Genomic DNA, 12,313 nt, shown 5'->3' with positions numbered 1-12,313 from the left:
CTTATTGGGCATAACAAGGATCGAAAAAGTCGATCCACAAGAAAAGGGGAGACTCGTGTGACCGATTTGGCCAATGACCAGTCGTTCGTAAAGTTTGATCGCGTTCAAAAGTCCTATGACGGTGAAAACCTCGTCGTGAAAGATCTCAACCTCGCGATGCCGAAGGGGGAGTTTCTGACGATGCTTGGGCCGTCGGGGTCGGGCAAGACGACCTGCCTGATGATGCTTGCCGGATTTGAGACTGCAACACATGGCGAGATCCTTTTGGACGGCAAGCCGATCAACAATATTCCGCCCCACAAACGCGGTATCGGGATGGTTTTCCAGAACTATGCTCTTTTCCCGCACATGACCGTTGCCGAGAACCTCGCCTTTCCACTTGAAGTGCGCAAGCTCGACAAGTCGGTGCGCGAGGAAAAGGTCAAGCGTGCTCTGGATATGGTGCAGATGGGGGCCTTTGGCGGCCGCCGGCCTGCACAGCTTTCGGGTGGTCAGCAGCAGCGGATCGCCTTGGCCCGCGCGCTGGTTTTCGAGCCCGAACTGGTCTTGATGGACGAGCCGCTCGGCGCATTGGACAAACAGTTGCGCGAGCACATGCAGTTCGAGATCACCAGGCTTGCGCATGACCTTGGTATTACGACGGTCTACGTCACACACGACCAGACGGAAGCTCTGACAATGTCTGACCGCGTTGCCGTCTTTGAAGACGGTCGCATCCAGCAGCTCGCGCCGCCAGATACGCTGTATGAAGAGCCGGAAAACAGCTTTGTTGCCCAGTTCATCGGCGAGAACAACACATTGGAAGGTGTCGTCACCGAGATGAAGGGCGACGGCCTGTGCGAGGTGAAACTGGATGGTGGCGAGATTATCTACGCCAAGCCGGTGAACGTTACGAAAGCGGGTGACCGCACCCGTGTTTCGATCCGCCCTGAGCGCGTTGAAATGAACAAAGAGCGCCTGCAGGAAGGCGCCCACACGCTCAAGGCCGAAGTGCTTGAATTCATCTATATGGGCGACATCTTCCGCACCCGCCTGCGCGTGGCCGGGAACGAGGAATTTGTCGTCAAGACACGTAACGCGCCAGACCAACCACGTCTGACCCCGGGAACGCAGCTTGAGATTGGCTGGCTCCCTGAGGATTGTCGTGCGCTGGATGCATAATGGGAATTCTTGCCGTGCGCGGTTGCACCGCGTCATGCAAGTAATCGGGCAAGCTCGTGACCCGCAAAGAAAAATCACGAGATAAATTTGGGAGTTACTATGAAAAAGACAAAGATCGTATCAGCGGTGTCTGTCCTCGGCCTGACGGCAGGGCTGGCACACGCCGATGGCCATATGGCCAACGATATGACGCTGGTCAGCTGGGGCGGCGCCTATCAGCAAAGCCAGATCAGCGCCTACACAGATCCATACACAGCCATGAACGACGGCGTGACGGTGACCTGGGATGAGAGCTCTGCAGAGGCGGTGGCAAAGCTGCGCGCAATGAACGAAGCGGGCAACATCACATGGGACGTTGTTGACGTTGTTGCAGCTGACGCGCTGCGTCTGTGCGACGAAGGTCTCGCAATGGAGATCGACGCTGACGAACAGCTTGCGCCAGCGCCAGACGGTACGTCGGCAGAAGATGACTTCGGTGATCTGCTGGTTGGCGACTGCTTCATTCCGCAGATCGTTTACTCGACCACCTTCGGCTATCGTACAGATATGGTGCCTGAAGGCGTCGAAGCGCCAAACGACATCTGCGACGTCTTCGACCTGGAAACATATCCCGGCATGCGCGCGCTTGAGAAGCGTCCCATCAACAACGTTGAGTGGGCTCTGCTTTGCGATGGCGTAGCGAAGGAAGACGTCTATGACGTTCTGGCAACAGAAGAAGGTCAAGAGCAGGCACTGGCCAAGCTCGACACCATCAAGGATAGCGTGATCTGGTGGTCCGCGGGTGCTGACACGCCTCAGCTGCTGGCTGACGGCGAAGTCTTCATCGGTTCGACCTATAACGGCCGTCTGTTCGCTGCCATCGAAGAGCAGGGGCAGCCAATCGGCATGATGTGGGATGCGCAGGTGTTCGACCTCGACGGTTGGATCATCCCTGAAGGTCTGCCTGAGGACCGCTTGGCCCGTGCGCTGGACTTCGTCTACTTCGCGACCGACACACAGCGTCTGGCAGATCAGGCCAAGTACATCTCGTACGGTCCTGCACGCTTGTCGTCTGCACCTCTGGTAGGTCAGCACGCAACACTGGGTATCGACATGGCACAGCACATGCCGACCGATCCGGAAAACGCAAAGAACACGTTCCTCTACAACTACGAGTTCTGGGCTGACTATCGCGACGACATCGACGCGAAATTCCAGGCTTGGCTGGCGCAATAAGCCAACAACCTTCGGGAAGGGCCACCGTTGGCCCTTCCCACCTGACTAACTGACGAACCGGCCAACATAGGCCGGGAATCAAGACCAAAGAATTTACCGACGGGGAAGACATGAGTGATACGACATCCTCCGGCCCGATGCTTGCAGCTGATGGCACGCCGCTAAAGACGAGCCTCGCGCGCGCCCTGCGCCGCCAGAAGATCCGCGCGCTGGCATTGATCGCGCCACTTCTGCTGTTTGTGATGATCACCTTCATCATCCCGATCGCGACCATGCTGTTCCGGTCTGTCGAAAACCAGATCGTGTCTGCCACCTTGCCCGAAGCAACGGCGGCACTGCAGGCTTGGGACCAAACATCGGGTGAAGCCCCTTCCGAAGACGTGTTTCAGGCGCTTTTCTTTGACCTGTTCAAAGCGGCAGAAGCCAAGGAGCACACCAAGCTTGGGACGCGCCTGAACTACGAACAGACCGGGACCTCGTCGCTGTTCCGCACCTCTGGTCGGAACCTCGATGATGTCGGCGAAGAATGGCAGGACCCGATCGAAGACATCGCCCCCGCGCTGGAGGATGGCGAGACATGGTATGCCATGATGTCCGGCACCGGCAGCAATGACCTGCTGGAAGCGCGACGCGCGCTCTGGAACGACATGGTTCCCGACACATTCAACGGTGACGTCGGGCTGACCTTGTCCGACGAAATAGCCGGAATGCTGCCGCTAACAGCTGCCGCATATTCCGACTGGGCGATCTTCGAGGCACTTGAAGAAGAGCGCGACATCTCGACCCGCGACCCATGGGAGGCCGTCTATGCCGCCCTTGGACTTGACCTGCGCAACCCCGAGACGGTTGCCGCCGTCAACGCCTACTCCGGCCCACATGCGGAAGACCTTCAACTGGTCACGGCCAATCTGGACCAGATGCCGGATCTGATGTTCCGCGACGCCTTTGCGGATCTTGATGAAGACTGGCTTGATCCCGAGGTCTGGCAGACGATCAAGATTTACAGCCCCGACTACACGTCTGGCTACTTCTTGAATGCCATTGATATGGAAAAGGGGCCTGATGGCGCGCAGATGCGCCCTGAGAACCAGCAGATTTATATCACGCTGTTCATCCGTACACTGTGGATGTCTTTGGTGATCACGGGCAGCTGTATCCTGCTTGGCTATCCAGTTGCGTGGCTCTTGGCGAACCTGCCTCTGCGGACAGCCAATGTGCTGATGATCCTCGTATTGCTGCCCTTCTGGACATCACTTCTGGTGCGGACATCTGCATGGAAAGTGCTGTTGCAGCAGCAAGGTGTCATCAACGAGATCCTTGTCTGGCTTGGTTTTGTGGATGACGCGAACCGCCTAATCCTGATGAACAATGCCACAGGCACCGTGATCGCGATGACGCATATCCTGCTGCCGTTTATGATCCTGCCGCTCTATTCGGTGATGAAGACCATTCCTCCGAGCTACCTGCGTGCAGCCAAGAGCCTTGGCGCCACGAATTGGACGGCCTTCTGGCGGGTCTACTTCCCGCAGTCGGTCCCGGGTATTGGCGCAGGGTCGATCCTCGTCTTTATCCTGTCGATCGGCTATTACATCACGCCCGAGATCGTGGGTGGCACCGATGGTGTCTTCATCTCGAACCGGATCGCCTACCACATCTCCAGCTCGTTGAACTGGGGTCTGGCGGCTGCGCTGGGCACGATCCTGCTCGCCGTAGTGCTGGTGCTCTACTGGCTCTATGACCGGATCGTGGGCATCGACAACGTAAAGCTGGGAGGCTGAACCAATGGCATATGTTGGACCTATTGTTCGCCCGAACCTGATGAGTTTCACCGCGCCCTGCACCGCGGGGCTTGCCGCAGTATTCGGTTTTGTTGTCGGCAACGCCTTTGGCAGCCCGTTTGTCGGCGTGATCATCGGCGCAGTGTTCGGCTTTGCGCTTGCATATGTGCTGCACCAGTTTTCGGTGCCGCGCACCGCCGGACGTTGGGCCACGATCGGCTTGCTCGCCGTTGTCGGTCTGTTGCTGACAAACCTTGGCGGCGCAATCGCAGGCGCCCTGATTGGTGCTGTGCTGAGCTGGTTTGTCTACTGGCTTGATACGGGCGACTATCGCAAGAACGTCCCCATCTATTACACGGCACGCGAGACGCTTTGGTACAATACGTTCCTGTTCATCTGTGGGCTTGTGTTCTTTTTCCTGATCGCTCCGCTGCTGCCTGTCATGTGGCTGTCCTTCAATGCAGAAGACTTCTTCACCTTCACGCCCGAGATGCTGTCATTTGATCCGGCAGGATATTCGCTGAAGCACTATGAGGATTTCCTCGGCACGGATGAATGGATGGTGCCGCTCAAGAACTCGCTGATCATCGCGCCTATCGCGACGCTGATCTCGGTGAGCCTTGGCACGCTGGCTGCTATCGGCCTTTCGCAGAGCCACGTTCCCGGGCGTCAGTGGATCATGGCCATCATGATCTCACCCATGATCGTCCCGTTGATCATCTCAGCCACAGGTATGTTCTTTTTCTACGCGCCACTTGGCAACTGGCTGGAAGCGAACCTGGGCCTAAACCAATCATTTGTTGGATACGTGAAGGTCATTCTGGCGCATGCCGTTCTGGGTGTGCCGTTTGTCATCATCACGGTGACAGCAACGCTGGTAGGCTTTGACAATTCGCTGACACGGGCGGCGGCCAACATGGGGGCGAACCCTGTGACCACCTTTTTCCGCGTGCAGATGCCATTGATCCTGCCGGGGGTGATCTCGGGAGGCCTCTTTGCCTTCATCACATCGTTTGACGAAGTGGTTGTGGTCCTGTTCGTTGGCTCGGCCCAGCAGCAGACCCTGCCTTGGCAGATGTTCACTGGCCTGCGCGAGCAAATCAGCCCGACCATTCTGGCGGCCGCGACGATCCTTGTGACGATCTCGATCCTGCTTCTGACCACGGTGGAGCTGTTGCGTCGCCGGTCCGAAAGGTTGCGGGGCCTGTCACCCGGTTGATCCTCAGTCAACGATTATCAAAGCGCCCGGTTCCAATGATCGGGCGTTTTCTTTTCTTGACCGGCCTGCGCCGATTTTCTAACGGTGAGGCGTGACAGCTGCCGCGATGGCGTCGCGGCCCAGCCCCCTGTCATGGTCCTGATGTGACCTGCCCGCCCTGTACGCCGGGGCGTGTAGCCGGACACATCAGACAACGCGTCCGGCATGTGACAAGGATGCAAAAATGACTAACCTCAGCAACCGGCCAGAGTTTTTTACCTGCCACAACGGCGACAAGGCGCCACTGCCCTTCTCCAAGGACGAATACGCCCGCCGCCTGACCAAACTGCGCGCCATCATGGCAACCCGCGACATCCCCGTCGTGCTGCTGACCTCGATGCAGAACATCGCCTACTACTCGGGCTTTCTCTATTGCTCGTTCGGGCGCCCCTACGGCTGTGTTGTTACTCAGGATGCCTGCACAACGGTGTCGGCAAACATCGACGCGGGCCAGCCGTGGCGGCGCTCGGTCGAGGGTAACGTGATTTACACCGACTGGAAGCGCGACAATTACTGGCGTGCTGTCGCCAGCTTGACAGGCAATGCCAAACGGATCGGCGTCGAGGGCGACCACATGACACTCGCCGCGCGCGAGACCGCAATGCGGATGCTGGGTGACCCGGAACTCATCGACATCGCCTCCGACACGATGAAGGCCCGCATGGTCAAATCCGCAGAAGAGATCGCATTGATCAAGGGCGGCGCACGTACCGCCGATATCGGCGGAGAGGCGATCCACGCCGCGATCCGCGCAGGCGCTACCGAGATCGAGATCGCGATGGCCGGACGCGACGCGATGGAGGCCCATATCGCCAGCACCTATCCCGAGGCCGAATACCGTGACACGTGGGTATGGTTCCAGTCGGGTCTCAACACCGACGGTGCCCACAACCCCGTGACCAGCCGAAGGTTGCAGAAGGGCGATATTCTGTCGCTGAACACCTTTCCGATGATCTCGGGTTACTACACGGCGTTGGAACGCACGCTGTTTTTGGGCGAGCCGGATGCAGACAGCCTGCGCCTATGGCAGGCGAATGTCGCCGCGCATGAGCTCGGCATCAGCCTGATCAAGGAAGGTGCCACATGTTCCGGCATAACAGCCGAGATCAACCGTTTCTTTGCCGACGAAGGGCTGCTGCAATATCGCTCTTTCGGCTATGGCCATTCCTTCGGAATTCTCAGCCACTACTATGGCCGTGAGGCAGGTCTGGAACTGCGCGAAGATATCGACACGGTTCTGGAACCCGGCATGGTTGTCTCGATGGAGCCAATGATCTGGATTCCCGAAGGTCAACCGGGTGCTGGCGGCTACCGCGAGCATGACATTCTGGTCATTGGCGATAACGGCGTCGAAGACATTACAAAGTTCCCGTATGGCCCCGGGCACAACATCATCGGGGCATAGCGACGGTAACGCCCCAGCTGCTCTCTCGCGTCAGAGGTTTGACGCGTCACTTGGATCGGAGGCCTCCGGGTCTCCGGTTCTCAGTTGCACCGTGGATTGGGTTGGAAATGAAGCGGCATGAGAACAGCTGTGCGCAGGTCCAGTCGTGGTTGGCTTGGCCCAAGTAGGCTCTGCCACGACCAGTCAGTTGTCCTGACAACCTCCCGCCTCTCCACCAAAGCTCAAAATCGAATTGCTGATTTGATCTTCATGGCCATCGCTTCGATGCGAGAAAGGTTTGAAGATACTTGTGTATATAGTTCGATTCCGTCGTTCGGCGCTAAGAGATCCGAGACCGGGGCAATTTGTGTATTTCTTCGGTATGAAATGGACGCTTCGGACCAACTCCCGATGAGGGTTCGTTGAAAAGGAATTGCATTGAGGAATCTACGAAACTTGCCTGCTCGAATATTGCGCTTCAACGAACATCCAAGCGTTTACTCTGACAGATGACCCAAACCCAGGCATACTTTGATGTTGCGCTGCAGCGCGTACCATTTGGCGAACGTCCGCTCTGGGCCGCCCGTGAAGGCGACCCAAAGTTTCTAGATTTCAATAGCCTCCGCTATGGCTAGGGCATCCTCAAGTTCGACGCCAAGGTATCTGACCGCACTGTCCATCTTGGTATGGCCCAGAAGGAGCTGAACGGCACGCAGATTGCCCGTCTTCTTGTATATCTGAGTAACTTTGGTTCGTCGCATCGAATGGGTCCCATAGGCGCTTGCCTCAAGTCCGATCGATGTGACCCAATCCCGGACGATCCGAGCATATTGGCGTGTTGAGATGTGCAACCGCTCGTGAAAGCGGCCCGGCCAAAGATACTCGACCCAATCATCAACTCGTCTTCCATCCACTTCTCGACTGAGGCTCGGGTACCTTCCGAAATCTCGAAGCGTACCGGCTTCTGGGTTTTGCTTTGAAGAACCGAAGCGCGCTCTTCGATTTGACCCGAAGCCATCACATCGACGACCTTCATTTTGACCAGGTCGCAACCTCGGAGCTTGCTGTCGATTGCCATATTAAAAAGTGCCAGATCGCGATGGTTCTCCGCGAGCTCAAGTCTCACGCGGATTGCCCAGACATGTTTCGGCTTAAGAGGGCGCTTTTGGCCGACGATGCGACCCTTGTTCCAAGCAGGTCGAAGCGCGCGAATGGCTGGTAAGTTTGGTGTTTCCATGACTGATCCTCCGATCCGCCAAGCCCTCCACAACGACAACCCGACGTTGACCAGGCCAGCATATCACGAGATGCTGCACCGTATCCGAGGGCCGCTTGGAGCCCATACTTCCAACGTTCTGTAGCGCAGCGAATGTCGGGTTTCGGTGCTTGGCAAAAGGTGTATCCTGACATCATCCTTCCAAAACAATGAGGACCGTAACTCTGTGCCAACACAGACAATCAGCAATCTCGTGCCTTGGATACTTGCCTTGGGAATGTTCGTAATTGGCACGACTTCGCTCAGCATATTGGGCCTCGGACCGGCTTTAACGCGCGATCTGGCCACGGACCCAACAGACGCAGGGTGGCTCGTCACAGCGTTCGCTGCCACCTTTGCCTTGGCCGCACCCCTCGCGCAATTCACACTACGGCGACGTCTTGCGCCCCGAACGCTTATCCTTGCGGGCGCGAGTATTCTCGCAGCTTCCCTTATCTGGGCGGCGCTGGCAGCGTCGTTTCAAGCGCTGCTTGTTGCACGCATCGCGTCCGCCATCGGCGGTGCGCTCATAGCGCCCACCAGCGCAGCGCTTGCCATCTCGTTGGTCGCTGCGAACCGGCGCGGCGCAGTCTTGGCTACAGTCTTCGCCGGTTTCACCCTTGCAACCGTCGGCGGGGTGCCGATTGCGACGTGGCTGACGCTGTGGCTTGAGTGGCGCGGGGCTATTGCTGCCATAGGTGTGGCCGCGGTCCTCTTTGTCGCGTTGGCAGCGATCTATTTGCCCCGCGACACAGGCGTATCAAATGCTGCACAGAAACAACCCTCAGAAGACCTACAGCTCCTCGCACCAGTTTTGCTGCTTATGGGGACGGTGGGCATGCTCTCGACGCAGTTTGTCATCTATGCGCTGATGGGGGAATTGCTGGGACAGCAGTTCGGTGTCAGCGCAGGCGGCCTTCCATTCGCAATCCTCCTGTTCGGCATTCTAGGTGTCGCGGGGAATGCTGCCGCAGGCGCACTTTCGGATCGCGTTGGACCCGAACCTTTGGTTTGGGCAAGTTTCGGTGGTCTCGCTGCGTTTCTGTCTCTGATGCTTCTCGATCTGGGGCCATACCTGGGTGCGGTCGTTATATCAGGATGCGCGTTCATGGGCACCCTGTTCGCAACGCCTCAACAAAGCCGTCTTGTGGGTTTGGTGCCCGAACAGCACCACGGCTTTGTCCTCGCACTCAACTCGTCTGCAAGTTACCTCGGCATTGCGGTGGGATCAGCATTGGCAAGCGCGCTCGGTGTTAGTACCGGGCTTTGGGCGCTGCCCGTTGGTGCATTGGGTCTTCTGGCTCTGACAGCTGCGGTGACGTTTGCATTCGGTGTCATCAAGAAATGACAACGCGCCATGCTTAGTGCGAACGCAGCCCTTGGCGCAGCCGCAGCGAAAGCTCACTTCGTCCCGCACTGACGACTTCGGTGGATCATGCAGCGAACGGTAGGTTTGAGACCATCTAAACCAATGCTGCACGATGCACAGAGTTCAGCTATTTTGGCCGTGTTACCAAAGGGTATGTAGCCCACTAGGTGTTTGAATCTCTACTACGTATCTGAGCACCGTTCCCGTCTGTATTGCCGGCGGTCGATCAATCTTTAACGCGTCATATATGGATTGGATCTTTTCGGGTTCAGGGTGCTGAAGACGAAAAGAAATCAAGCGAGCCCCAAGATCGGGTATGTCTGACATCCTAGTCGGATCGCCACGATGATCGATCAACGATGGAAGAATACCGCCTGACGGCAAGGAACCGTTGGTGGGAATGGCAAAGGCAAATTCTGGCTCGCTGAAAGGTAGCGGAACCACTTCACCAAACACAGGATGTTGGTGAACAAAGTCTTCAATGCCATCGATTGCTGCGACCCAACCTCTCAGCCGACGACCCTGTTGCCAATCGTAGCGAATTTGTTTCGGATCATCGACGCCGAACCATCGGGCGCGGCCCGGGTCAACGCCACCTGGATCAAGCGCAACGATCTCTAGGTATACGTTCTCACCAAGTTGTAGCCGATGATTGTGAGTACCCATGTAATAGTGACGCGTACCAAACGGTACCTCTATTCCAAGGCATTCGCGGACGTGTTTGACGCCTTCAGTGAGTGTGGGCGCTATGACCGTGAGATGATCGAGAGACAACATGGCAATTCATTATCATCAGATCGCATCCCTCTGAAAGCAGACATTCCAACTCTGGAACCGGATGGCAACTAAGTCCCGCACACCACCAGTTCGTTTCAGGCTCGATTTAGCGCCTGCAGCGAAAGTCCGGAATTACGGGCCGCAGCGCAGCGGTGTTACGGTAGGGTCAATGTCCGCTCTGGGCCGTCCTTACTGTGGGCTGAGGTTTCTGATGGGCAAATGCTGCGATCGATCCAACGGCGGGAGAGAGCCCAAAATGACAAATGCTGCGCTATGCGCGAACGTCCGCTCTTGATCAGAGCGCAACCCGCCGCTGGACCTCAATACTGTTGAGAAAAGCCTGATCATGACTGACGACGACAATCGCGCCGTCATACGCCCTCAGCGCCGCTTCGAGTGTTTCGACGGCTGCAATATCAAGGTGGTCGCTCGGTTCATCCAGCAACAGAAGTTGGCGCGGCTCGCTGTGCCCAAGACTGCAAGCCAAACCGGCCCGCATCCGTTGCCCGCCGCTGAGCAATCCAACCTTTTGGTCCGCGTCATCGCCGCGAAACAGGAAACGCGCGAGCGTAGCGCGACGGTCGTTCTCGGTCGCCTTAGAATCAAGACGCGCGAGGGCCTCACGGACGGTTTCCTCTGGATCAAGAAAACTCATTTCCTGGTCGATGAGAGTGAACGGTACCTGAACCGCGACCGAGCCGAACTGTGGCTGCAACTTGCCTTCAATGCAGGACAGCAATGTTGATTTACCTGTGCCGTTCGCGCCTTCGATTGCCAGACGCTCGGGGCCTTGGATCGATAAGGAAAAATCGGTTATGATTGGGCTGTTTTCACAATATCCAAACGTGATGTGATCCACCTTCAGGACCTGTCGAGTGCTGACCAGACCGGAGGGTGAAATATCTATGGTGAGCGGCTCCAGCACCTCAATCGCCTCATGCGCCGCATTCAGGTCCGCCTCAGCCTCTTTTGCTTGCCGGTCCCTCAGACGCGCGGCTGATCCGCCGGACCCCTCACTGCGTTCCTTTGCTGCATTAAGGATCAGCTTAGATTGGCTGCCCGACGCGCGCAGCTGTATGCCTTGACGATCAGTGCGCGCCTTTCGCTCGGCCGCGGATTGCGCGCGAGACTCTGTTGCAGCCTTGTTGCGCTGCGCCTGTGCAAGGTTGTCTGCGGCATTCTCAAGTTCTGCTTGTTTCGCCGCGCGGTAGGCGCTGAACGGACACCCATACGTCTTTGCACCGAGGCTGGTTAGTTCAATAATAGTATCCATTTCTTCAAGCAAGGTGCGGTCGTGGCTGGCAACGATGACACAGCCAGACCAATCGCGCAGCACCTTCATCACATGCTCACGACCGTTGCGATCAAGATGGTTCGTCGGTTCATCCAAGAGCAGCACGTCATGGTCTGCAAACAGAAGCGCCGCAAGGGCGGCGCGGGTTCTTTGACCACCCGACAGGGAACCCATCTGTGTGTCTGGCGGCAGGTGCAGACCAAGGCTGGTCAGCGCCGCTTCAAGACGCGCCTCAAGCGTCCAGTCCGCGACCGCCAGGTCGTCGGCAGTTGCCTCACCGCGTTCGGCACGGCTGAGGATGCGAAGTTGATCGGTAACGCCAAAAACATCGGCAAGGGTCGCGGCAGAAACCTCGTCCGCGCTTTGTCTTAGATAGCCGATGGATGATGGTGCGGTGATTGACCCGCTACCGGGTGAAAGCTCGCCCGAGATGAAGCGCAGCAAGGTGGACTTGCCAGTCCCATTGCGCCCGACCAGCCCATTGCGGCCCGGGCCGAACGTCAGGTTGAGATCATCGAAAACAATATGATTTGAGGGGGTCTGCCAACTTAGGTTGGCAATAGAAACAGACGTCATGGGAGTGCTCGCGAAACGGGAAACCAGAGTGGTATTCAGATTGCGAGTGCGTGATCCATGTCTGTCATCTCCGTCATTCCCCCTCCAAAGTAGTATGCGACAAAGAGGATTACAATGCTTTGGCTTGAGCAGACCTTGGCGCACACGCAGCGAATTGGCGCTTCGTCCGCCTTGCGAGCCTAGGCAAGCTTCATTTCAGCGGCGGCTTCGGCGATAATGGGTCCCATTATCGTTACTAATGGAACT

Annotated in this window: 8 protein-coding genes and 1 pseudogene; 6 read left to right on the top strand and 3 right to left on the bottom strand. The window is 57.2% G+C overall.

Features of this window, described 5'->3' with window-relative positions:
• The first annotated feature begins 57 nt into the window (after window positions 1-57).
• From BM316_RS01010 to BM316_RS00985, 5 genes are all read left to right on the top strand, one after another.
• Window positions 58-1,161: an ABC transporter ATP-binding protein gene (locus BM316_RS01010; RefSeq protein ID WP_090202858.1), complete on the top strand. Its 1,104-nt coding sequence runs from the start codon at window positions 58-60 to the stop codon at window positions 1,159-1,161.
• A 99-nt stretch (window positions 1,162-1,260) separates the two neighbouring features.
• A complete protein-coding gene (locus BM316_RS01005; protein WP_090202855.1) occupies window positions 1,261-2,376 on the top strand; it encodes an extracellular solute-binding protein in 1,116 nt (371 codons plus the stop codon).
• A 110-nt stretch (window positions 2,377-2,486) separates the two neighbouring features.
• Window positions 2,487-4,154, top strand: coding sequence for an ABC transporter permease (locus tag BM316_RS01000; protein WP_090202852.1), 1,668 nt, complete (start codon window positions 2,487-2,489; stop codon window positions 4,152-4,154).
• 40 nt (window positions 4,155-4,194) lie between these two features.
• Entirely contained in the window at window positions 4,195-5,373 is a 1,179-nt protein-coding gene (locus tag BM316_RS00995; protein WP_090202849.1) for an ABC transporter permease, read from the top strand.
• A 223-nt stretch (window positions 5,374-5,596) separates the two neighbouring features.
• On the top strand, window positions 5,597-6,817 hold the full coding sequence (locus BM316_RS00985) for an aminopeptidase P family protein (RefSeq protein WP_090202844.1): 1,221 nt from the start codon (window positions 5,597-5,599) through the stop codon (window positions 6,815-6,817).
• A 584-nt stretch (window positions 6,818-7,401) separates the two neighbouring features.
• On the opposite strand, the pseudogene BM316_RS00980 reads toward BM316_RS00985, so the two are convergent.
• Window positions 7,402-8,033, bottom strand: a pseudogene (locus tag BM316_RS00980) (tyrosine-type recombinase/integrase).
• Window positions 8,034-8,238: 205 nt separating this feature from the next.
• On the opposite strand from BM316_RS00980, the gene BM316_RS00975 reads away from it, so the two are divergent.
• Complete coding sequence (locus BM316_RS00975) at window positions 8,239-9,399, top strand: MFS transporter (protein WP_131802529.1); 1,161 nt, start codon at window positions 8,239-8,241, stop codon at window positions 9,397-9,399.
• A gap of 162 nt (window positions 9,400-9,561) precedes the next feature.
• Here the strand turns inward: BM316_RS00975 and BM316_RS00970 are convergent, their stop codons facing one another.
• Together BM316_RS00970 and BM316_RS00965 are read right to left on the bottom strand one after the other, a co-directional pair.
• Complete coding sequence (locus BM316_RS00970) at window positions 9,562-10,197, bottom strand: VOC family protein (protein ID WP_090202839.1); 636 nt, start codon at window positions 10,195-10,197, stop codon at window positions 9,562-9,564.
• Window positions 10,198-10,492: 295 nt separating this feature from the next.
• Window positions 10,493-12,067: an ABC-F family ATP-binding cassette domain-containing protein gene (locus BM316_RS00965; RefSeq protein WP_090202835.1), complete on the bottom strand. Its 1,575-nt coding sequence runs from the start codon at window positions 12,065-12,067 to the stop codon at window positions 10,493-10,495.
• Window positions 12,068-12,313 lie beyond the last annotated feature (246 nt).

It is taken from the genome of Yoonia litorea (assembly GCF_900114675.1).
GTDB lineage: Bacteria > Pseudomonadota > Alphaproteobacteria > Rhodobacterales > Rhodobacteraceae > Yoonia > Yoonia litorea.
This window is presented reverse-complemented; position numbering and strand designations above follow the sequence as displayed.